General features: G+C 63.4%; 16 protein-coding genes, 1 pseudogene and 1 riboswitch. Of the genes and pseudogenes, 4 read left to right on the top strand and 13 right to left on the bottom strand.

Going from position 1 to position 21,387, the window contains the following annotated elements; translation table 11 throughout:
* Nucleotides 1-101: 101 nt before the first annotated feature.
* The 5 genes from AC1DUR_RS13915 to AC1DUR_RS13895 all read right to left on the bottom strand — a co-directional run bounded on the left by AC1DUR_RS13915 (nucleotide 102) and on the right by AC1DUR_RS13895 (nucleotide 7,341).
* Nucleotides 102-1,037, bottom strand: a complete 936-nt coding sequence (locus AC1DUR_RS13915) for an SMP-30/gluconolactonase/LRE family protein (protein WP_477721677.1) — start codon at nucleotides 1,035-1,037, stop codon at nucleotides 102-104.
* Between the two features lie 92 nt (nucleotides 1,038-1,129).
* On the bottom strand, nucleotides 1,130-4,180 hold the full coding sequence (locus tag AC1DUR_RS13910) for a biosynthetic peptidoglycan transglycosylase (protein ID WP_477721676.1): 3,051 nt from the start codon (nucleotides 4,178-4,180) through the stop codon (nucleotides 1,130-1,132).
* Nucleotides 4,181-4,559: 379 nt separating this feature from the next.
* Entirely contained in the window at nucleotides 4,560-6,110 is a 1,551-nt protein-coding gene (locus tag AC1DUR_RS13905) for an ammonium transporter (protein ID WP_477721675.1), read from the bottom strand.
* Nucleotides 6,111-6,145: 35 nt separating this feature from the next.
* Nucleotides 6,146-6,484 (bottom strand): P-II family nitrogen regulator, encoded by a 339-nt coding sequence (gene glnK, locus AC1DUR_RS13900; RefSeq protein ID WP_077591625.1) that lies wholly within the window; start codon nucleotides 6,482-6,484, stop codon nucleotides 6,146-6,148.
* Between the two features lie 59 nt (nucleotides 6,485-6,543).
* The gene (locus tag AC1DUR_RS13895; protein WP_477720237.1) at nucleotides 6,544-7,341 is read right to left on the bottom strand and encodes a TorF family putative porin; all 798 of its coding nucleotides are present in this window, start codon (nucleotides 7,339-7,341) and stop codon (nucleotides 6,544-6,546) included.
* A 206-nt stretch (nucleotides 7,342-7,547) separates the two neighbouring features.
* On the opposite strand from AC1DUR_RS13895, the gene AC1DUR_RS13890 reads away from it, so the two are divergent.
* Nucleotides 7,548-9,122 carry a YifB family Mg chelatase-like AAA ATPase gene (locus AC1DUR_RS13890; RefSeq protein WP_477721674.1) on the top strand — a complete coding sequence of 525 codons (1,575 nt, stop codon included), beginning with the start codon at nucleotides 7,548-7,550 and terminating at the stop codon, nucleotides 9,120-9,122.
* Nucleotides 9,123-9,138: 16 nt separating this feature from the next.
* On the opposite strand, the gene AC1DUR_RS13885 is transcribed toward AC1DUR_RS13890, so the two are convergent.
* The 6 genes from AC1DUR_RS13885 to metH all read right to left on the bottom strand — a co-directional run bounded on the left by AC1DUR_RS13885 (nucleotide 9,139) and on the right by metH (nucleotide 16,477).
* Complete coding sequence (locus AC1DUR_RS13885; protein WP_477721673.1) at nucleotides 9,139-9,696, bottom strand: hypothetical protein; 558 nt, start codon at nucleotides 9,694-9,696, stop codon at nucleotides 9,139-9,141.
* Between the two features lie 65 nt (nucleotides 9,697-9,761).
* The gene (locus AC1DUR_RS13880; protein WP_477721672.1) at nucleotides 9,762-10,256 is read right to left on the bottom strand and encodes a hypothetical protein; all 495 of its coding nucleotides are present in this window, start codon (nucleotides 10,254-10,256) and stop codon (nucleotides 9,762-9,764) included.
* A 229-nt stretch (nucleotides 10,257-10,485) separates the two neighbouring features.
* On the bottom strand, nucleotides 10,486-11,205 hold the full coding sequence (locus AC1DUR_RS13875) for a Crp/Fnr family transcriptional regulator (protein ID WP_477720241.1): 720 nt from the start codon (nucleotides 11,203-11,205) through the stop codon (nucleotides 10,486-10,488).
* 216 nt (nucleotides 11,206-11,421) lie between these two features.
* On the bottom strand, nucleotides 11,422-12,138 hold the full coding sequence (locus AC1DUR_RS13870; protein WP_477721671.1) for a Crp/Fnr family transcriptional regulator: 717 nt from the start codon (nucleotides 12,136-12,138) through the stop codon (nucleotides 11,422-11,424).
* Between the two features lie 465 nt (nucleotides 12,139-12,603).
* Complete coding sequence (locus AC1DUR_RS13865) at nucleotides 12,604-13,425, bottom strand: glycine zipper 2TM domain-containing protein (protein ID WP_477721670.1); 822 nt, start codon at nucleotides 13,423-13,425, stop codon at nucleotides 12,604-12,606.
* A 232-nt stretch (nucleotides 13,426-13,657) separates the two neighbouring features.
* Entirely contained in the window at nucleotides 13,658-16,477 is a 2,820-nt protein-coding gene (gene metH, locus AC1DUR_RS13860) for a methionine synthase (protein ID WP_477721669.1), read from the bottom strand.
* 17 nt (nucleotides 16,478-16,494) lie between these two features.
* Nucleotides 16,495-16,587: riboswitch (S-adenosyl-L-homocysteine riboswitch) on the bottom strand.
* Nucleotides 16,588-16,620: 33 nt separating this feature from the next.
* Here metH and AC1DUR_RS13855 point away from each other — a divergent pair.
* On the top strand, nucleotides 16,621-17,259 hold the full coding sequence (locus AC1DUR_RS13855) for a cyclic nucleotide-binding domain-containing protein (RefSeq protein ID WP_477721668.1): 639 nt from the start codon (nucleotides 16,621-16,623) through the stop codon (nucleotides 17,257-17,259).
* A gap of 71 nt (nucleotides 17,260-17,330) precedes the next feature.
* Here the strand turns inward: AC1DUR_RS13855 and AC1DUR_RS13850 are convergent, their stop codons facing one another.
* Nucleotides 17,331-18,377, bottom strand: a complete 1,047-nt coding sequence (locus AC1DUR_RS13850; RefSeq protein WP_477721667.1) for a homocysteine S-methyltransferase family protein — start codon at nucleotides 18,375-18,377, stop codon at nucleotides 17,331-17,333.
* Nucleotides 18,378-18,602: 225 nt separating this feature from the next.
* Between AC1DUR_RS13850 and AC1DUR_RS13845 the strand changes: the two genes are divergently transcribed.
* On the top strand, nucleotides 18,603-18,995 hold the full coding sequence (locus AC1DUR_RS13845) for a rhodanese-like domain-containing protein (protein ID WP_041388161.1): 393 nt from the start codon (nucleotides 18,603-18,605) through the stop codon (nucleotides 18,993-18,995).
* Between the two features lie 91 nt (nucleotides 18,996-19,086).
* On the top strand, nucleotides 19,087-21,069 hold the full coding sequence (locus AC1DUR_RS13840; protein WP_477721666.1) for a RecQ family ATP-dependent DNA helicase: 1,983 nt from the start codon (nucleotides 19,087-19,089) through the stop codon (nucleotides 21,067-21,069).
* A 129-nt stretch (nucleotides 21,070-21,198) separates the two neighbouring features.
* Here AC1DUR_RS13840 and AC1DUR_RS13835 read toward each other — a convergent pair.
* Nucleotides 21,199-21,387: pseudogene (locus AC1DUR_RS13835) on the bottom strand (IS481 family transposase); the annotation flags it as partial.

Below are 21,387 nucleotides of genomic sequence, written 5' to 3'. Positions count from 1 at the left end.
ATGGTAAGCGGCTCCGGCGGACGGGGTTTTGATTTTTTTGAACGGGCCATGTTCGATTTTTTCCTGCGGGCCGGCGCCCCCCCAACCGCAGAACCCGCCCTTCAGTCCCTGAAGAAGTTCACCGGCAGGCCGGGCACATCGACCCGCATCGAGAATACGCAGCCCGAGTCCGGCCAGGTTTGCAGCTCCTCGTCGGGGCGCTTGTAGCGTGCCGTCGTGAGGTAGAGCGTTCGCAGGTCGTGCCCGCCAAAGCACGGCATGGTGGGGCAGCGCGCCGGCACAGGAATATCGGCCAGCAGCTCACCGGCGGGCGACAGCTTGAGCAGCCGGCCGCCTTCGAACATGGCCACATAGTAGTTGCCCTCCACATCGACAGCGGCGCCGTCCGGCCGGCCTCCGTAGCCGGGCATGCCGGGCTGCCAGCCCTCAGGTTTTCCCGGCCACTGCCGGAACACGCGGCGCCGGCGCATGGCATTGCTCTGCCCCTCCCAGTCCCAGGCGTGAATGGTGTGGCTGGGCGTATCGGTCCAATAGACGGTGGCTGCGTCGGGCGACCAGGCCAGTCCGTTGGCAATGATGGCATCGCCGGCCTTGAGCTCCACCAGGGGCGCGCGGCCGTCGCGGCAATCCACTGAAAAAAGTTGCGCCTGTCTGGCGTCGCGGGGCTCGTACATGGTGCCGGCCCAGAAGCGGCCCAGGGGGTCGGCCTTGCCGTCGTTGAAGCGCGTGGTGGTGGTGTCATGCCCGGCCCGCACCAGTTGCTCGAGCGCGCCGCCCCACTGCCGGGCGCGGTAAATGCCGTCACGCAGCGCGATGACCAGCCCGCTGGCCTGGCCCCGCGTCTGCGCCGGTGCGATGCTGCCGGGCTCGGTCGGCATGGCCCAGCTTTCTACCGGGCCATTCGACGCCTCCCCCACCTTGCAGCGGTGAATCTGCCGGCCCGGAATGTCGACCCAATAAAGGCTTTGTTCATCCGGGTGCCAGAACGGGGACTCGCCCAGCTCGCTGGGTTGGGCAACAAGGGTTTGCCAGGTCATGGTTTCCTTTTTTTGGTGAATTCGATCCGTCAATACAGGCCCCATGTCTCCGGCCCATACAGGAAAGCCGTGAGCCTGGGCCCTCAATGCACTCAAGGCACGCAGGTGCCCGGCGGCGCGTCATCGCCGCCGCGCGCGTTCATCAGGGGTGTCAGCCTGGGTGCCAGCACTTTCAGCAATTGCACCGGCAGGCCGCTGGTGAAATCGTAGGCGGCGGCCTGGGCCCCCGGCACGTAAGCGATGATGGTGCCAAAAAAACGTTCATCGACGTTGAATACGAAAGTCGCCGAACGATTGACCACGCGCGACTTGATCAGCCGGCCTCCCCCGCCATAGACATCGAAGCGCTGATCGCCGGTGCCGGTTTTTCCGCCCACCGGCATGATACTGCCGTCTGGCCGCACAAAGGCCTGCTTCACGCGTTGTGCGGTGCCGCCCTCGACCACCAGCCGCAGCGCGCCGCGCACCGCCCGGGCGACTTCCGGCGCCAGCACCCGTTCCGCCTGGCCGGGTTTGTACTGCAGCACGGTTTCATAGGGGGTTGCGGCGGCGAAGTGCAGGGACTGGATGCGCATGGCCGGTTTGCGCAGGCCATCGTTGACGAGGATCCCCATCAACTCCGCCAGCGCGGCGGGACGGTCGGCTGACGCGCCGATCGCGGTCGCATAGGACGGCACGAGGGCGTCAAAAGGGTAACCCGTGAGCGCCCATTGGCGATGGATTTCCAGAAAGCCTTCTCCTTCGAGCAGGCCCAGGATCCGCTTGTCCTGCGCCTGCTTGCGATGGGCGGAAAAAAGCCATGAATACACCGCCTGCCGCTCGGCGCTGCTGGCCTGCATCACCTGCGACTGGCTCGCCCCCGAATGGTTGCGCAGGTAGCCGACCAGCCACAATTCCAGCGGATGCACACCCGCCACGTAGCCGCGGTCGGCCAGGGACATCTGTCCGGGCGCAAATTGTGCGTAGAGCTTGGCCAACCGGGGCTCGGCCGGGTCGATGCCGCCCGTCCGGTGGCGCTTCACAAACGCGGTGAACTGCTCCAGCGATGCGTCGGGTTCAATCGTGCGGAAGATGGCTGCCAGCCGTGACGCGGTCGGACGCACGCCCTGCAGCAGCACCTCCTCGGCCTCCTGCGCGGTCTTGCCGCGGTACTTGACCAGGAAGCGCCGCATGAAGACCTGCCCCTCCTTGTCGGCGAAACGCGCCAGGTAGTCGGCGCGGCGCGGGTCGTCGGCATCCTGCAGCAGCCTGGCCGAAGAACCGGGGGTCAGGAACATGTAGTGGTGCACGACGTCGCGCATCAGCCGGATGAACACCAGATTGACCGAGTTGCGCAGCCCATCGCGCACCGACATCACCTTGCCGTTGTCTTCAGGCTTGAAATTGTCAAAGTGGTGCAATCCGCCACCGGTAAAAAATCCTTCCCCCGTGCTGGCCGAATAGCGTCGCTCCAGCGCGGCCTCCAGCATGGGGGCCAGGCTCTTGTCTTTCGCAGTGAGAAAATAGTCGGCCGCCCAGCGCGTCAGGACATCCTTCTTGTCAACCTCCAGTGCGCGCAGCTGTATGGCGTCCAGCCCGGCCAGGCGCTGGTGCAGCTTGTCCATGATGTCGAGGTAGGTCACCAGTGTGCGCAGCTTGGCGGTGGAGCCGAGGTCGAGCTTGGTGCCTTCGTTGATATTGAGCGGCTGGTCGAAATTGTCCGTCTGCACCCGCAGGTAATTGACGTCGCTTCCACGCTCATACAGCGTGAAGCTATACACCACCTTGGCCGGATCGCCGCGGTCCAGCAACTGCTTGCCGCTGAGCCCGGCCGCCTTGGCGCTGGCCGGGTCGCGCAACTCCCGCAGCACGCGGGTGACCGCCTTCTGCACCGGCGCATCCAGCGTGCTGGCGACGGTGAGATCGAGGCGATCCAGGTCGTACAGGCGGCTGCCGCCGAGCAGGCCGGCAAGATGCGTACGGACCGTATTGGCCGCCTTCTGCTCGACAAAGGAAGCCACTGCGGCAGGCACCTTGTCGGCGCGCCGGTTCAGACTCGCCCGAAGCGCCGAGTCGCGCAGCGCGAGCGGAATCACGCCGGCGCTGCCGAGCACGCGCAGATGGCTGTCGGTGAGCTGTTCCAGCTCGGTTTCGCTGGCCTCGAAGTAATAGGAAGGACGGCGCTGCGCGATCAACAGGCTGAGCGCCTGCCTGTAAAGCCGCCCCGCCTCGCTGAGGTCGCCGCCGTTTTCGTCCACGTCCACGTCCTTCAGGAGGCGATTGACCTCGTTGAAATCACGCCCGTACCAGACCCACAAGCCGTCACCCAGGCCATGCACTTCACCAAAGCCGGCCTTGGCTGACAGCGGCATTGTGTTGATGTAGCTCAGCACGATCTGGCGCCGTGCTGCACGGGTGTCTTCGCCCTGCTGGTAAGCACGCAGGGAGGCCGATACCATCTGTTGCAGCTTTTCCCGGATCGACGAAGTGCGCCCCTCGGAAGAATGGCGGTATTTTTCAATCTGCGTTGCCAGCGTGCTGCCGCCGGGCGAACGGCCATTGCCGGTGATGCTGGTCCGGACGTTGTTCAGCACGGCATGGGCCAGCCGGTCCCATTCCACGGCCGGGTTGCGCCTCGGATGGTCCGGGTCGAGCAGCTCGCGGTTCTCGATGAACAGCAGGCTCTGCACCAGAACGGGCGCAATATCGTCAAAACTTTTGTAGACCCGTTCCGGATAGCGCTCCTGAAACAGGCTGTCGTTGTGGCAATCGACGATGCTCAGGCCGCTCTGCGTCTTTTCAGGGTAGGGGGCAAAGTAACCGGCGTCCATGATGCGCACCATGCCCTCCGACGAGCGCGCCTGCTGCGTGATCTCGAAACCCCGCCCCGTCAGCTTGCCCAGAAATGTTGGCAACTCCGTGTAGCCGAGGCGGTCGTCATACGGTCCGCTGTGGGGGAAACGGATGGACGGACTGGGCCCCTCGCCGAGGGCATAGCTGGCCTTGCTGGCCAGGCTGGCAAAAAAGTGCGCCTGGTAACGGGAGGTGCTCAGTTCCCGCTCAACCACCAGCCCCAGCACGACGAGCACCATCAGGAGGGAAAACGCCCATGCGGTCCCAAACCAGCGAAAAAATGACAGCCACTTTTCCGGCACACGCGTCATCCTGAATCTCTCCAGTTATTGTTCCGTGCGGGCAAGACCGTGCAAGATATTGCTGAATCGATGAACAGGCCACCCGAATCAGCAATAAATGTACAAAATTGCAAGCGCCGGCGATACCCTCAGTTGCATCATCCCTGAGAAATGGGTTGTTGTATATCAATGAGCGAATGGCAGCGCACGAAACGCCCTGACCTGCGACCTGCGGCGTAAGCCCGGCGCCGGGGCACCGGCCATGTCCCTTCAGCCGCCCCGCCTGTGCAAACCGCGCAGGCAAAAAAAAACAGCCCACCGGCTTGGCACCGGCGGGCTGAACATCCAAAGGAGACTCTCGTTGATCAAGGGACTGCCTTCAAGGCAGTCCCGGCATTCCCTATTCCTGTTAGCGGTTGTAGGCTGTTTCACCGTGTGCGGTGATGTCCAGACCTTCGCGTTCGTCTTCTTCGCTCACGCGCAGGCCGATCGTCAGGTCAACAATCTTGTAGGCGATGAAGGACACCACGCCAGACCAGACGATGGTGATCAGCACGGCCTTGGCCTGGATCCACAGTTGTGACACGACCGAGAAGTCGGCAGCGGTCACCACGGTGGCCGTCGTCCAGTCAGCCACAAAGCCGGGGCCGCCCAGGCTTGGGGAGTTGAACACGCCGGTGAGCAAGGCACCCAGAATACCGCCGATACCGTGCACGCCGAACACGTCGAGCGAGTCGTCAGCACCCAGCAGTTTCTTCAGGCCATTCACGCCCCAGAGGCAGGCAAAGCCAGCCGCCAGACCGATCACCAGGCCACCACCGATACCCACGTTGCCGGCTGCCGGCGTGATGGCCACCAGACCCGCAACCGCACCGGATGCAGCACCCAGCATCGAAGCCTTGCCACGCATCAGCGATTCACCGACACACCATGCCAGCACAGCGGCGGCGGTGGCAGCGAGCGTATTGATGAATGCCAGGGCGGCAAAACCATTGGCTTCGAGCGCGGAACCGGCATTGAAACCAAACCAGCCAACCCACAGCAGAGCGGATCCGACCATGGTCAGCGTGAGGCTGTGAGGCGCCATCGACTCCTTGCCGTAGCCGATACGCTTTCCGATCACATAGGCACCGACCAGGCCGGCAACAGCAGCATTGATGTGCACGACGGTACCGCCGGCAAAGTCCAGCGCGCCCATTTGCCAGATATAACCGGCCTTGCCGTTCATCGCGTCAACCACTTCCTTGCCCGTGTAGGCATCAGGACCCATCCAGAACCACACCATGTGCGCAATCGGGGCGTAGCTGAAGGTGAACCAGATGGCCATGAACAGCAGCACGGCGGAGAACTTGATGCGTTCGGCAAAGGCGCCGACGATCAGGGTACAGGTGATGCCCGCGAAAGTCGCCTGGAAGGCGGCAAACACGATTTCAGGAATCACGACGCCCTTGCTGAAGGTGGCAGCGTTGGCGAAGGTGCCGGCCGCGTTGTCCCAGATCCCTTTCATGAACAGCCGGTCAAAGCCGCCAAAGAAAGCGTTGCCCTCGGTGAATGCCAGGCTGTAGCCGTAAATGAACCACAACACGACGATCATGGAAAAAGTCACCATGACCTGCATCAGGACCGATAGCATGTTCTTGCTGCGGACCAGGCCGCCGTAGAACAGGGCCAGACCCGGAACGGTCATCATGATCACCAGAAGGGTGGAGACCATCATCCAGGCCGTATCTCCCTTGTTGGGGACAGGAGCAGGTGCTGAGGCCGCTGCGGCAGCAGGCGCTGCGGCTGCCGCGGCGGGGGCTGCAGCGGCAGCGGGCGCCGCCGGAGCGGCTGCCTCGGCCGGCTTGGCTTCGGCGGCGGCCGACGCGGCAGGCGCTGCTGCCGGCGCCTGCGCCATCACGGCTGCGCCGATACCCAGCAAACTCAATCCCAATACAAGGGAAGCAAGAAGTTTTTTCATGTCAATGTTCTCTTTTTTCTAGGTTGAGCCGAGCTTTAGAGCGCTTCCTTGCCGGTTTCACCGGTGCGGATGCGCACAACCTGCTCGAGGTTATAGACAAAGACCTTGCCGTCGCCGATCTTGCCGGTGCGGGCAGCACCTTCAACCGCTTCAATCACGCGGTCCACCAGCTCGTCAGAGACTGCCGCCTCAATTTTGACCTTGGGCAGAAAGTCGACCACGTACTCTGCACCGCGGTACAGTTCCGTGTGGCCTTTCTGACGGCCGAAGCCCTTGACTTCCGTCACCGTGATGCCTTGCACGCCAATACCGGAGAGTGCTTCACGCACCTCGTCCAGCTTGAACGGTTTAATGATGGCCGTTACTAGTTTCATTTCAGGTTCCTCCAGGATGAATAGGGAAGCGGCCAGGCTGTGCGCCGCTTCTGCCGCCTTTACAGGGTTTTGGTCAGCGTCACAACCAGCGTGCCCTTGTTGATGGACTTGCCGCTGGTGTCAACTGACGCGGGATACAGATAGCTGTTTTTCTTGTTGCCACCGACCACAGCACCCGACAGGGAGAGACCGTCGCCCAGGTCGTAGGCGGCGCCAACGCTGTAGTCCATGTAATCAGGCAGGCCGGCGGAGTTCGCGGCGCTCTTCAGGTCGGTAAAGCCGAGGGAGGCCTTGAAGGTCACCTTGGGCATCACTTCCTGGGCGAACGCCAGGTTCAGGTAGCCGGTGCCACGGCCCTCACCCACCAGGTATTCCTTGCCGAGTCCAAAGTAGCCCTTGGAAACGGTGTGGGAGTACTTGGCGCTGACCGGCCCGTAAGCGGCCCCGAGGTAGACCTCGGTCGTGTTGGCGCCACTGGCACCCGGATAGAGGTAGGTCAGAGCGCCCACATCCATGTCGAGAGGGCCGGCCTTGAACTTGTAGCCACCATAGAGATCGACTTCAACATGGCTGTTGTCGCCGGAAGGCAGGTACTTGGTCCAGTTGATGGTGGAGTTCCAGTTACCCACATAGAAACCGTTGCTGAACGCATAATCGACGCCGCCCTGCAGGGCCGGCTTGAAACTTCGTGTCTTGGAGTAATCCTGGTCCTGGCCACGGAACTTGTAATTGCTGGTCAGGGAGATGTTGAATGACAGCGGGGATGGCTCTGCGGCAGGGGCTGGCGTCTGGGCAAAGACTGCGCTGGACATAACCAGAGATGCGGCAAGTGCGACCTGGACGGGGATAAGTTTCATGAGAAGCTCCGAAGGTTGTTGAAGTTGGTTGAAGTTGCCCGAATTGTTCGTAGCACGTTACGTGCCAAACCCCCGCTCCTTCTGTGGGTACACGTCTACCTTTTCGCGCACTGTCGCGTTACATCTAAACCAAGAAAAACGAATATTGCACCAAGTTGGCTCAAATATGCGCACAACTTTGATGCATTTAAGAGGGAGTTACAAAAATGAGCTTGTCTTTAGTGCATAGCCGGGCCCTGCTGGGTCTGGAGGCACGGCCGGTGTGCGTCGAAGTGCATCTGGCGAACGGCTTGCCCAGCTTCACCCTGGTGGGCCTGGCTGAAACCGAGGTGAAGGAAGCACGCGAGCGGGTGCGCTCCGCCATTCAGAACACCGGGCTGGAGTTTCCGGCCAACAAGAGGATCACGGTGAATCTGGCACCTGCGGATTTGCCCAAGGACTCCGGCCGCTTTGATTTGCCGATTGCCCTGGGCATTCTGGCAGCCAGCGGCCAGCTGGACGCCCGCAAGCTGGCGGGCTATGAGTTCGCGGGGGAGTTGTCTTTGGGCGGTGACCTGCGCCCTGTAAGAGGCGCCTTGGCCATGAGCCTGGCACTGGCGCACCTCGCAAAAAACGATGGCGCCATGACTCCTGACAAACCCGGCATGCCGGCCAGGCAACCCAAATTGGTGCTGCCGGAAGGCAGCGCCCAGGAGGCAGCGCTGGTTCCCGACGCCGAAATCTACCGTGCGCACCATTTGCTGGACGTGGTCAGGCAATTCCTGCCCGGTGACACGCCACCCGAGGTGCTGGACGGCTGGACCCGGATCGCGCCCATTCCTCGCCGGGAGCAGGCAGATTACCCGGATCTCGCCGACGTCAAGGGCCAGGCGGCGGCCCGGCGGGCGCTGGAAATTGCCGCGGCCGGCGGACACAGCATCTTGATGATGGGCGCGCCCGGCTCCGGCAAATCCATGCTGGCACAACGTTTTGCCGGCCTGCTGCCCGTCATGACCACCGAGGAGGCGCTGGAAAGCGCCGCGGTCGCCTCGCTGGGCGGTCGCTTCGCGCTGGAAAACTGGGCCCTCCGGCCGACCTGCGCGCCCCACCATACGGCCAGCGCCGTGGCACTGGTGGGCGGCGGCTCGCCGCCCCGCCCGGGCGAGATCTCGCTGGCCCATCGGGGCGTTCTGTTTCTCGATGAGTTGCCTGAATTCCCGCGCGCCGCACTGGAAGCACTGCGTGAGCCGCTGGAATCCGGCACCATCACGATTTCCCGGGCAGCACAGCGCGCCGAGTTTCCAGCGCGCTTTCAGCTGGTCGCCGCCATGAACCCCTGCCCCTGCGGCTACCTCGGCTCCAGCCTGCGTGCCTGCCGTTGCTCGCCCGACCAGGTGTCCCGTTACCAGGGCAAGCTCAGCGGCCCCCTGCTGGACCGGATTGACCTGCATGTGGAAGTCGGTGCGCTGGCCGCCGATGAACTGGTGAACACGCCGCCCGGCGAGGCCACCGCCTCAATCCGGGGCCGGGTGGTCCAGGCCCGCGAGCGGGCCATCACCCGGCAGGGCAGCACCAACCAGGCCCTGGAAGGCCAGGCGATTGATGCGCAATGCCAGCTCGATGACGCGGCGGCGAAATTTCTGAACACCGCCGCCACGCGGCTGGGTTGGTCAGGTCGCAGCATTCATCGGTGCCTGAAGGTGGCAAGAACCATTGCGGACCTGGCGGGTGCGGCCACGGTGCAGGTCACGCATGTAGCCGAGGCGGTGCAGTACCGCCGTGCGCTCAAGGCCGCTCACTAAACCTGGCGCCGGGGCGTCATTCACCAGTGCCAGGACCCGCAGCCTCCGCTGAGGCTGCAGGTGCATGATGGCTCCGCCCCCGGAGTGCCGTGGCAAACGATGTACCGGGTTTTCCCGTCCAACCCGTTGCAACAAGGCGCTCGCTGCGCGCTGCTTCCAGGACGGCCGGCAGGTCCGCTTCCAGCAGGGCGAGGGGGCTTTGGCCGTTCAACCAGACGCAAGGCTGGACAAACCAGACGGCAAGCGCCCAGCCGTCAAACGCGCCCCCCAGTTCGGCGCGCACCTTCCGGGGCGCCTGCCTGATCGACAGGTCGCGAAAGTCAAACTGAAACATCGGAATCCAGAAGTTGCCCTGCCATTCAAAACCAAAAATATTGCCCGAGATGATCAGCTTTGCCAGGCTCACAGCATTTCCAAGCTGGCGCTTCTCCAGCCAGCCGGCGAGATCGCTCTCGCGCACCGCCCCACCTGAGGCCTGACACCCTGCACGCACCGCTGCGAAATCGCGATCGCCAGCGAGACCGGCGTTTTTTTCATCCGGCGCCTGCGTCACCTGCTCAATCGATGTACCCATGGCTCAGCGATTCCCGTGATTTCAGTGCGTGGTGCGTGACCGGATCGCCCGGGACAGGCTGCGGCTCAGAGAAGCGGCCGGGCCGCTGAACCATTCAGGAGGGCCAGCTCCCGTTCCAGCTGGCCGCAGCGATCGCGTTCCAGCATCAGCGCCGTGTGCAATTGCTCCAGCGCCTCCACACATTCCAGCACAATGGCCTGAACCCGACCCGCTGCATGTTGCGGCTGCGGCCCGGTGACGACGGCCAGCCGCTCGCCTACCGTTTGCCTCAGCCTTGATTCGACGGCGCGGAACATGGCGTCCCAGTCATCGTTCGCGATCTCACGCGACTGCCCGGTCAGCAATGCGCTTGCCGCCAGTAAGGCAACAGCGTCGCCTGTGTCTGTGTCTGTGTCAGCGTCATGGCCCCTGGCACAGGCGAAAGAGATGTTGATCGCGGCGGCAGCTCCGGCGTAGTGATTCCTTGAGTCTGGCCCGAGCCCCCCGGAAATCGGCATGGTCGACGCCAGGTACGCCAGGTTCGCGGCCCCGGGTGCCCGATCAGGTTTTGTGTGGATCATGGCACACCTCGTACTAAGTTAGGTTGATTCATCACGCTGCAACAGCGGTCAGGTGCCTCGACCAGGTACACGGCTGGCAATATCGCACTGGTTTCTTATAGCAAGTCGCGATTCGTGCGTCGGTGCGCTAACGAACAAAACCGGGAACAGGCAAACCCGGATGCTCGCCTCCCTCCCCGCAATGGCGACCGTCTTTTCAGGGAGCCGCCGAGCGTCGCTGGACCAGCCATTAAAGCCCTGTGGGGCGACGGGATGAGACGTCCAGCAGTTCGGCATAGGACTGCCGCCCAGCGGCATAACAGCCACATGCCGCGGCTTCGAGCCCGCTGCGGTCCAGCACCCTGAAGTCGCCGCGGTGGTATTCGATGAGGCCGCTGCGCTGCAAAGCACCGGCAGCCGCCGTGACGCCGACGCGGCGCATACCGAGCATGTAGGCGAGAAAGGCTTGCGTAACATGAAAACTGTCGGAGTGGGCACGGTCCTGGGTCATCAGCAGCCAGCGCGCCAGGCGCGGGCCGATCAGGTGAAAGCGCAGGCACGCAGCCGATGCGGCCTGCTGGGCCATGAGCACATAGAGGTAGCGATTGAGGCCGCGCTGCAGTGCCGCACTGCCTGCGAGCTCTTTGCGGAAGGCGCCGGTGCCTATGCGCCAGGCCGCACCCGGGCCTTGCACCAGCGCATGCAAGGGCGAGGTGACCACGCCCAGGGCCACCTGCGCGCCCAGCATGCCCTCGCGGCCCACCATGCCCACTTCCACGCCGGGGCTGCCGTCAAGCAGCGCCACCAGCGAAATAAAGCCCTCGGTGGGAAAGTAGACATGGCGCGTTGGCGTGCCGGGCTCGCACAGCACTTCGGACAGCACCAGCTGGACGGGCTCGCAAATGGCCAGCAGCCGCACGCGGTCCTTGCGGGGAAGCCGCTCGATCAGATGGTTCTGGACGGTGGCCAAAATGGCTCTCCGGTGTGCTGCCGGCCCTCTCAGGTGTCGGGGGCGAGCATGGCGCGCTGCTGCGAGATGCAGTGTAGGTCGATGTACCGAGTATGCGCCACGCACCGCCGCGCCACTGTATGCCAGCGCACACACGGCGCGATGTGCCAGGGTGTGGCCACGGCCGAAGCGCCAGGCAGCCGGGGCCGGGCCGAAAGCCGGCACCCGCCCCAGACCTCAAGCCGCCAGCCGCTGGGGAAGCAGGCGGTCGTACTCCTTCTTGACCACCGCATAACACTCGCAGGTGCGCTGCTCCAGCCCCTGGCGGTCCAGCACGGAGATGCGGCCGCGCGCATAGCTGATCAGCCCGGCCTTTTGCAGCTTGAGCGCGCCCTCCGTCACGCCTTCGCGGCGCACGCCGAGCATGTTGGCGATCAACTCCTGCGTCATCACCAACTCGTTGCCCTGCAGGCGGTCCAGGCTCAGCAGCAGCCAGCGGCACAGCTGCTGGTCCAGCGAATGGTGGCGGTTGCACGCCGCGGTTTGCGCCATCTGCGTGATCAGCGCCTGGGTATAGCGCAGCATCAGGTGCAGCACCGGCGCTTTCTTAAACTCGTCCCTCATCAACTGCGCCTTCAGCCGAAAACCCTGGCCAGCGCTTTGCACCACCGCACGGCTGGGCGTGGACTCGCCGCCCATGAACAGCGAAATGCCGACGACGCCCTCGTTGCCCACGACGGCGATCTCGGCCGAAGCGCCGTTTTCCATCACATACAGCAAGGAGACGATGGCTGTCGTTGGAAAATACACGTGGCTCAATGTGCCACCCGACTCGTACAGCACCTGGCCCAGCGGCATTTCGACAACTTCCAGTTGTGGCAGCCAGCGCTTCCACTCGGCGTCTGGCAGGGCGGCGAGCAGCTGGTTTTTTTGGGGGTCGGGGGAAATAGCCATCACAAAACTCCGGGGCGGGGTCTGACTTCGAAAACTACCTCTCGCAGAGGTTTTGGTAGCGCCTTGGACTATATGCAGCCAGACCCATGTTGTATGTTCGATAGCGCACATACAAGTCGCCAATTCGACTTTATATGTTCGATAACGAACATACAAGAGAAGAGATCAGGCAGCCGGAAAAAAGCGCTCTCCAATCGGACTCGGGTTACGCTGGCTCAATCCGGGCGCAACCCGCCAAAACTGAAGCTGTTTTTGAGGGTAATACTGCTAAAAATTGGCTTTGTCAACAGCCTGGCCGGACTGATGTGCTTGATGTCTGACGCCGTCCAGCGGACACAAAAAAAAGCGCCAGGCGAAAGCTGAGGGCAGCTTTCGCCTGGCGCGGGGATGGCTTGCAGGTCTGTCAGATGGCCAGGATTGCCACCGATCTCGCCGTCAGGCTGTTCAGAAGCCTGTCAGGCTCGGTCAACGCCCCTGATACTCCGGGGAAAGTGCAGGCTGCGCGGCCACCGGCGCCGGTGGCGGCTTGGGGCCGTAGGTTGCGCCATCGCTGGTGCGCAGGGTTGCGCCTTCCACGGTCACACGGCTGCCAACTGCGGGCGCGTGCGCCACTTCCACGGTGCGGCGCGAACCGTCTTCCATGTGCACGCCGACCTGGTAGACAGTTTCCTTGCGTACCTGGCCTTCTATCGCATTGCCGGCAAAGCCGCCGCCGACCGCGCCCAGGATGGTGGCGGCAGTCCGTCCGCCGCCATGCCCCACCTGGTTGCCCAGCACGGCGCCCAGCACCCCACCAGCCACGGCGCCCACGCCGGGGCCGGCCGGCTTGGCGGAACGTACCACCGGCGTGACCGATTCAACGGAACCACACACCGCGCACACGGCCGGTGCGGCGGCCGCCATGACGGGGGCCGGTGCGGCAGACGGCGCGGGCGAAACGCCTGAGTAGCTCGGTGCTGGAGCCGGTTTGGGTTGGGGTTTGACCACTTTTTTGGCCGGTGCGGGCGCGGCGGCAGGCTTGGCGGGTGCAGCCGCCGGCTTTTCAATCAGGTCGTCGGCTGCATTGGTGGAAGCAGCAGGCCCGGCCAGCTGCGGTGCAGCCGGGGCCTGAGGCGTCGCCACAGCCGCCACAGTGGCAGCAGGGGGCTGGGCACGCTGGTTGTATAGCATGGTGGCGCCCATGCCGAGCACCGCCACACCGAGTATGCCGATCGCGGCCCACAGGGGCTTGCTGCCAGACGAGGCAGGTTGCTGGCCGGGCTGGAGGTTATCGACGGAGGTGTTCATGGGGTATCCCTTCATTTGTTAAAAAGTCCCGGGACGGCAGCAACCTGCATGAACGCAAGCTGGTGCCCTTGTCGCCGCTCACTCATGAACGTCCGAGACAGCCTAAAGGTACACAGACCGCGCCAACGACACGTGTTTTTTTGTAAATGCAGGCAATGCGGCGGTAAACACACGGTAAACAGGAGGGTGGGAGCGCAGCCGGGAGCCGGCCGTCCTTGCCGGCCCGGCCGCCTCACAAATTGGGCGCCAGCAAGCGTTGCAATTCTTCCGCTTTTGCACCGCGCCGCCGGGCCAGATCCTGCAGCTGGTCGTCGCCGATCTTGCCCACGTTGAAATACGTGCTTTCAGGATGGCTCAGGTAAAAGCCGCTGACGCTGGCCGCCGGTGTCATGGCCAGGCTCTCGGTGAGGGCCATGCCCACCTCGCCCGCCTTGAGCAAGGCAAACATGTCACCTTTGACGCTGTGGTCCGGGCAGGCCGGGTAACCGGGCGCCGGGCGGATGCCCTGGTATTTTTCGGCGATCAGCGCTTCCGCGCCCAGCGACTCGGTCGGCACATAACCCCACAAATCCTTGCGCACACGCTGGTGCATGGCCTCGGCAAATGCTTCTGCCAGCCGGTCAGCCAGCGCCTTGAGCATGATGGACGAGTAGTCATCATGGTCGTCCAGAAAGTATTTCTCCTTCTTCTCGGCGCCCAGGCCGGCGGTGACGGCAAAGAGGCCGATGTAGTCGGCAATTCGAGTGTCTTTCTGGCCCGAATCCGAAACAGCAGCTGCGCGAGCGGCCATCACATCAGGCGCGAGCACCTTGGGTGCGACAAAGTCGGCCAGGCAGCGGCTGGGCCGCATCACGCCGTCCACCGCGGTTTTCTCCGCCTGCTGACGCAGGCCGTACCAGGTCATGGCCACCTCGCTGCGCGACTCATCGGTGTAAATCTCGATGTCGTCGCCCACGCTGTTGGCAGGATACAGGCCGATCACCCCGCTGGCGGTGAGCCAGCGGCCCTCGATCAGGCGCTTGAGCATGCGTTGCGCGTCGGCATACACCCGCACCGCCTCGGTACCGACCACCTCGTCCTTCAGGATGGCCGGGAACGGGCCCGCCAGGTCCCAAGTCTGGAAAAACGGGCCCCAGTCGATGAACTGCGCAAGCTCGGCCAGGTCGAAGTTTTTGAACACACGGCGGCCGATGAACTTGGGCACGGGCGGCGTGTAGCTTGTCCAGTCGATGGGCGTTTTATTGGCGCGGGCCTTGGCCAGCGGCCACATCGGTGTCTGCTTCTTGTTGGCGTGCTGGGTGCGCACCTTGTCGTAGTCCGCCTTCAGCTCATCAATGTATTTGGTGGCCTGGTCGGACAGCAGGCTTTGCGCCACGCTCACGCTGCGCGAGGCATCGGGCACATAGACCACAGGACCCTCGTAGTGGGGGGAAATCTTCACCGCCGTGTGCACCCGGCTGGTGGTGGCGCCGCCTATCAGCAGCGGGATTTTCTTGATGCGGAAATGGTCGTCCTTCTGCATCTCGGCCGCGACGTACTGCATCTCTTCCAGGCTGGGCGTGATCAGGCCGGACAGGCCCACGATGTCGGCGCCCTCGACCTTGGCGCGCGCCAGAATTTCGTGGCAGGGCACCATCACGCCCATGTTGACCACTTCGAAGTTATTGCACTGCAAGACCACGGTCACGATGTTCTTGCCGATGTCGTGCACGTCGCCCTTGACGGTGGCGATGATGATCTTGCCCTTGGTCTTCACGTCTCCACCGGCGGCTTCCAGCAGCAGTTTCTCGGCTTCGATGTAAGGCAGCAGGTGCGCCACCGCCTGCTTCATCACCCGGGCGCTTTTGACCACCTGCGGCAGGAACATCTTGCCTTGGCCGAACAGGTCACCCACCACGTTCATGCCGTCCATCAGCGGGCCCTCGATGACATGCAGCGGCCGCCCGCCCTCGGCCTTGATGGCCTGCCACATTTCCTCGGTGTCTTCGGTGATGAACTCGTTCATGCCCAGCACCAGCGCGTGCGACAGGCGCTCGCGCACCGGCAGCGCGCGCCACTCGTTTTTCTTGCTGTCGTCCCTGGCGCCGCTTTTGGCGCTCTCCGCAACTTCGATGAGGCGCTCACTGGGTGTGAGTTCAGGCTCACCCGGCTTGTAAACCGGCTGGCGGTTGAGGACCACGTCTTCGACGCGCTCGCGCAGCGTCGGCTCCAGGTCGTCATACACACCGACCATGCCGGCGTTGACGATGCCCATGTCCATGCCGGCCTGGATCGCGTGGTACAAAAACACCGTGTGAATGGCTTCACGCACCGGGTCGTTGCCGCGGAAGCTGAAACTCACGTTGGACACGCCGCCCGACACCTTGGCGCCCGGCAGGTTGGCCTTGATCCAGCGTGTGGCATTGATGAAATCGACCGCGTAGTTGTTGTGCTCCTCAATGCCGGTGGCAATGGCAAAGATGTTGGGGTCAAAGATGATGTCTTCGGGCGGAAAACCGACCTCATCGACCAGCACGCGGTAGGCACGCTCGCAGATTTCAATTTTGCGCTGGTAGGTGTCAGCCTGGCCCTGCTCGTCAAATGCCATCACCACGGCCGCCGCGCCATAGCGCTTGAGCAGCTTGGCCTGGTGCTTGAAGGGCTCCAGCCCCTCCTTCATGGAAATCGAGTTGACGATGCCCTTGCCCTGGATGCAGCGCAGGCCGGCCTCGATCACGCTCCACTTGGAGCTGTCGATCATGATGGGCACGCGGGCAATGTCGGGTTCGCTGGCGATCAGGTTCAAAAAGCGCACCATGGCGGCCTGGCTGTCCAGCATGGCCTCGTCCATGTTGATGTCGATGATTTGCGCGCCGTTTTCCACTTGCTGGCGCGCCACGACCAGGGCCTGCTCGTACTCGCCATTCAAAATCATGCGGGCAAAAGCCTTGGAGCCGGTGACATTGGTACGCTCGCCGATGTTGACAAAGAGCGTGCCCTCCCCGATAGCCACCGGCTCCAGGCCGGACAGTTTCATGGGAGGAACAGCGATGGGATCTTGAATTTCGGACATGCACTCACCTTTTGGGCTCAAGGTGAGCGTCGTTACTGCGGCGCCTCGGGGGAGGCGCCGGTAACCCAAGCCTGACGAATGAATGCTTCGCTGCAACGCTCCTTGGGTTACCATTATTTTAAGGGCAGGCAGCAGCCGGCGCCATGCCTCACAATAAATCCGCAAAATCCATGTTTGAAACCCTGTTTGGCGACAAGAAAAAGGCGGCGACCGGTCCACCCGAGCTGATGCGGCCGGAAGAACGCATGCGTGCGGTTGAAGGCTCCAGCACGGCCGAACTGGCGGCCAGGCTGCTGATTGCGCCGACGGCACTGATGCAGCTCACGCCCGAAGAGGCGCTCACCGTGGTGAGCTACATGGTTCCGCAAAAAATTGCCGCGGGCACCACCTTCATCACCGAAGGGGACAAAAGCGAAACCGACTACATGCTGCTGGTGCTCGAGGGCGAGGTCACCGTGGAAAGCATCATGGTCAGCCGCCGCACGCCCGTCACCGTGTCGGTGCTGGGACCAGGCAGCCTGGTTGGCGAGATGGGGCTGGTCGATGGCCGGGCCCGGCTGGCGTCCTGCACGGCCAGCACCGACGTGCGGTGCGCGGTTTTGTCGCGCGCCGCCCTCGGAACACTCAGCACTGACCAGCCCCGCACGGCGGCCAAGCTGATGTTTGCCGTCTCGCTGCGGATTGCCGAGCGGCTGCGCGATGCCACCGAAAAACTCAAGAAATACAGCCAGCTCACGCAGGCCATGCAGCAGGAAATCGACCACCTGCTGCCGGACGACTGACACCCGGACTGACGCCTCACGCGAACAAAAGCAAAAAGCGCGGAGCCCGCCAGCCCGCGATCCAAGCCCGCCTAAGCCGCCTCGGGGTAGAAGAAGCGGGAAGCGACTGCCCGTGAAGGCAGGGGCGCCACCGCATTCGCAATGGCCTGGATATGCTCGGGCGTGGTGCCGCAGCAGCCGCCCACGATATTGACCAGCCCTTCATCGGCAAACTCGCGCAGCAGGCGCGAGGTCACGTCGGGTGTTTCGTCGAAGCCGGTGTCGCTCATGGGATTGGGCAAGCCGGCATTGGGGTAACAGCTGATGAAGGTGTCGCCGGCCACGCGGGCCAGCTCCTGGATATAGGGGCGCATCAGCGTGGCGCCCAGCGCGCAATTGAGACCGATCGCCAGCGGCCGGGCATGGCGCACGCTGTGCCAGAAGGCGGTCACGGTCTGGCCGCTCAGAATGCGGCCCGAGGCGTCCGTGACGGTGCCGCTGATGATGAGGGGCAGGCACTCGCCGGAGTTGTCGAAATACTCGTCGATCGCAAACAGCGCCGCCTTGGCGTTGAGCGTGTCGAATATGGTTTCGACCAGCAGCACATCGCTGCCGCCCCTGACAAGGGCTTCGGTCTGCTCGTAATAAGCCTTGCGCAACTCTTCAAAGCTCGTGTTGCGCGCGCCCGGATCGTTCACGTCGGGGCTGATGCTGGCGGTTTTGGGTGTCGGGCCCAGGGCGCCCACCACGAACCGCGGTTTGTCGGGCGTGGAAAACTTGTCGCAGGCGGCACGCGCGATGCGGGCCGACTCGTAGTTCATCTCCACGGCCAGGTCCGCCATGTCGTAGTCGGCCTGGGCGACCGTGGTGGCGCCAAAGGTGTTGGTCTCTATCATGTCGGCGCCGGCGGCGAGGTAGCCTTCATGGATGTCGCGGATCACGTCGGGACGGGTCAGGCTGAGCAGTTCGTTGTTGCCCTTGACGTCTTTGTGAAAGTCCTTGAAGCGCGCGCCGCGGTACTGGGCTTCGTTCAACTTGAAGCGCTGGATCATGGTGCCCATCGCGCCGTCGAGAATGGCGATGCGTTGTTCCAGGATGGCTGGCAGTTGCTGTCCGCGGGTATAGATGAGGGGCTTCATGCCCCGATTTTAAGGTGCGGCAGCTTTTTTAGCAGGCTCCCGAATAGCGTCCCTGGTTTCCGCCAGGGCCACACTACCCTTCGACAGTGATCTGCACCAGCCGGGGCCGCGGGACTGGCTTCGCCAGACCGCAGGCGCAGCGCCCCCTTGGGGGGGCTGAGAGCCACACGCAGTGGGCGAACGTGGGGGCCTTAGACGACAATAGCGGGCATTGGCTCACCGCACATGAAAAACCTCCAACCCAAAGAAGCCTGGACCTGGCTGCAGGCGCACCCCGACACCCTGTTCGTGGACGTGCGCATGGAAATCGAGTCGCTGTATGTCGGCCGCCCGCCCGGTGTGGTCCATGTGCCGTGGTATGAATACCCCGACCTGCAGCCTGATCCGCAGAAATTTGCCGAAGCTGTGGTTCGCGAGGCCACCGGCAAAACCCAGCCGGTATTGCTGATCTGCCGCTCCGGCAAGCGCACGCTGGACGCCGGCAAGGCGCTGGAGGCCGCCGGATTTTCCGACGTGCAGCATGTGGTGCATGGCTTTGAAGGGGAGCTTGACGAGCAGTTTCGCAGGTCAACACTCTCGGGCTGGCGCTTTGACGGCCTGCCCTGGGAGCAGATGTAGCTGCATTTGGCATCAAATCAGCCGCCAGCCTTGGCTTCATCTGAACCATTGGCTATCACTTTTATAGCAACCCAGCCTCCTGAACATCCTCTTGTCTTCATTGCCTGTTTCTTCATCCCGGTCTTCATCGCGGCCGACCCCGTTGGACGTTCTGGGTCAGGTCTTTGGCTACTCCGATTTCCGCGGCCCGCAGGAAGCCATCGTGGATCACGTGGTGCAAGGCGGCGACGCGCTGGTGCTGATGCCCACCGGCGGCGGCAAGTCGCTGTGTTACCAGATTCCGGCCATCGTGCGGCAAAACGCCGGCCACGGCGTGACGGTGGTGATTTCGCCGTTGATTGCGCTGATGCATGACCAGGTCGGCGCGCTGCATGAGGCCGGCGTGTCCGCCGCGTTTTTGAATTCAACGCAAAGCTTTGAAGAAAGCAGCCAGCTTGAAAAGCAGCTGCTGCGCAACGAACTGACGCTGCTGTATGCGGCGCCCGAACGGATCAACACGCCGCGCATGAAGGGCCTGCTGGCCTCGCTGCACGAGCGTGGCCTGCTCAGCCTGTTTGCGATTGACGAGGCGCATTGCGTGAGCCAGTGGGGCCATGATTTCCGGCCTGAATACCGCTCCCTGAGCCTGCTGCACGAGACCTTTCCCGATGTGCCGCGCATCGCGCTCACAGCCACCGCCGATGCGCTGACCCGGCAGGACATGATAGAGCGGCTCAAACTCGAAGATGCGCGCGAGTTTGTCAGCAGCTTTGACCGGCCCAACATCCGTTACACCATTGTCGAAAAGGCCGACCCGACGCGCCAGCTGCTGCGCTTCATCGAGTCCGAGCATGAGGGCGAGGCCGGCATTGTGTATTGCCAGTCCCGCAAGCGCGTGGAGGAAATCGCCGAAACCCTGCAGGATGCCGGCCTGAAGGCGCTGGCCTACCACGCCGGGCTGGACTCCTCGCTGCGCCAGCAGCGGCAAGACCGCTTCCTGCGCGAGGACGGCGTCGTCATGGTGGCGACGATTGCCTTCGGCATGGGCATCGACAAGCCCGACGTGCGCTTTGTCGCACACCTGGACATGCCCAAAAACATCGAGGGCTACTACCAGGAAACGGGCCGGGCCGGCCGTGATGGACTGCCCGCCAACGCCTGGATGGTCTACGGCCTGCAGGACGTGGTGAACCAGCGCCGCATGATAGACACCAGCGGTGCCGCCAGCGAAGAGTTCAAGCAGGTGATGCGCGGCAAGCTCGATGCACTGCTGACGCTGGCCGAAGACACGCGCTGCCGCCGTGCCAGCTTGCTGGCTTACTTTGGTGAAGAGCTAGACAGCGGCCGCAGCGACGGGCCGCCCCTAGCAAGGCCAGCCCCCTCGGGGGGCAGCGAAGTACACGCAGTGACAAGCGTGGGGGCTCGATATTTCTGCGGCAATTGCGACAACTGCATCGCCCCGCCCGCGGTATGGGACGCCACCGAGGCCGCCCGCAAGATGCTCAGCTGCATCTACCGCGTGCAGCAGGCCAGCGGCATCAGTTTTGGCGCCGGCCACATCATGGACATCCTGCGCGGCAAGGCCACCGAGAAGGTGGCCCAATACGGCCACGACAAGCTCAGCACCTTCGGCATTGGCACCGATCTGGCCGAGGCGCAGTGGCGCAGCGTGCTGCGCCAGCTGATCGCGAAAAACATGGTCCGCGTGGACACGGAAGCCTTCAGCACCCTGCAACTGCTGCCCGATGCGCGGCAGGTGCTCAAGGGCGAAGTCAGCGTGGTGCTGCGCGAGCAGGCCCTGGGCGGCAAAACCGACCGCCGCAAGCGCGTGACCAAGACCTCCGTCAAGGGTCTGGCCGAAGCCGCGCTCAATGCCGGCGCGCTGGAGCGGCTGGCCAGCCTCAAGGCCTGGCGCGCCGAGGTGGCGCGCGAACACAACTTGCCGGCGTTTGTGATTTTTCACGACGCCACACTGCGCGCCATTGCCGAGCGGGCACCGCAGAGCCTGCGCGACCTGGAAGGAATCAGCGGCATCGGCGCGAAGAAGCTGGAGGCTTATGGCGCCGAGGTACTGCGGGTCTGCACGTCGCCCTGAGCAAGGCGCTCCGGCATCCGCCATGCCGCTGCAGACAGGCAAGCCGACCGGCCGATAGCCTTTAGCCCTCTGTATGGACAGGAGACATGGGAAACAGGTGTTCGGAGACATAGGAAACACTTTGCCCGGTTAGTTGGAATCGAGGATGGTGTTCATGTTGATGCGCATGAAGTGATGATGGCAGAAGAAAGCATCGAAGCAACCATCGGCCCGGGGATCTGCCCTGAACGCGATGGGCAGTCGGTGCAGCGCAGTGGAGACCCTGAGCTTGACACCCTGAAACGCGACAGCACCATTCCAGCCCACGACCCGCACGAT

The organism is Polaromonas sp. P4_F4 (assembly GCF_056401355.1).
The sequence above is the reverse complement of the archived record's forward strand: the minus strand, read 5'-3'. Positions and strand labels throughout refer to the sequence as shown.

What these genes read in the sequence shown, in the direction of transcription:
- AC1DUR_RS13915 (WP_477721677.1), bottom strand. Translation starts at nt 1,037, where the DNA reads ATGACCTGGCAAACCCTTGTTGCCCAACCCAGCGAGCTGGGCGAGTCC.
- AC1DUR_RS13910 (WP_477721676.1), bottom strand. Translation starts at nt 4,180, where the DNA reads ATGACGCGTGTGCCGGAAAAGTGGCTGTCATTTTTTCGCTGGTTTGGG.
- AC1DUR_RS13905 (WP_477721675.1), bottom strand. Translation starts at nt 6,110, where the DNA reads ATGAAAAAACTTCTTGCTTCCCTTGTATTGGGATTGAGTTTGCTGGGT.
- glnK (WP_077591625.1), bottom strand. Translation starts at nt 6,484, where the DNA reads ATGAAACTAGTAACGGCCATCATTAAACCGTTCAAGCTGGACGAGGTG.
- AC1DUR_RS13895 (WP_477720237.1), bottom strand. Translation starts at nt 7,341, where the DNA reads ATGAAACTTATCCCCGTCCAGGTCGCACTTGCCGCATCTCTGGTTATG.
- AC1DUR_RS13890 (WP_477721674.1), top strand. Translation starts at nt 7,548, where the DNA reads ATGAGCTTGTCTTTAGTGCATAGCCGGGCCCTGCTGGGTCTGGAGGCA.
- AC1DUR_RS13885 (WP_477721673.1), bottom strand. Translation starts at nt 9,696, where the DNA reads ATGGGTACATCGATTGAGCAGGTGACGCAGGCGCCGGATGAAAAAAAC.
- AC1DUR_RS13880 (WP_477721672.1), bottom strand. Translation starts at nt 10,256, where the DNA reads ATGATCCACACAAAACCTGATCGGGCACCCGGGGCCGCGAACCTGGCG.
- AC1DUR_RS13870 (WP_477721671.1), bottom strand. Translation starts at nt 12,138, where the DNA reads ATGGCTATTTCCCCCGACCCCCAAAAAAACCAGCTGCTCGCCGCCCTG.
- AC1DUR_RS13865 (WP_477721670.1), bottom strand. Translation starts at nt 13,425, where the DNA reads ATGAACACCTCCGTCGATAACCTCCAGCCCGGCCAGCAACCTGCCTCG.
- metH (WP_477721669.1), bottom strand. Translation starts at nt 16,477, where the DNA reads ATGTCCGAAATTCAAGATCCCATCGCTGTTCCTCCCATGAAACTGTCC.
- AC1DUR_RS13855 (WP_477721668.1), top strand. Translation starts at nt 16,621, where the DNA reads ATGCCTCACAATAAATCCGCAAAATCCATGTTTGAAACCCTGTTTGGC.
- AC1DUR_RS13850 (WP_477721667.1), bottom strand. Translation starts at nt 18,377, where the DNA reads ATGAAGCCCCTCATCTATACCCGCGGACAGCAACTGCCAGCCATCCTG.
- AC1DUR_RS13845 (WP_041388161.1), top strand. Translation starts at nt 18,603, where the DNA reads ATGAAAAACCTCCAACCCAAAGAAGCCTGGACCTGGCTGCAGGCGCAC.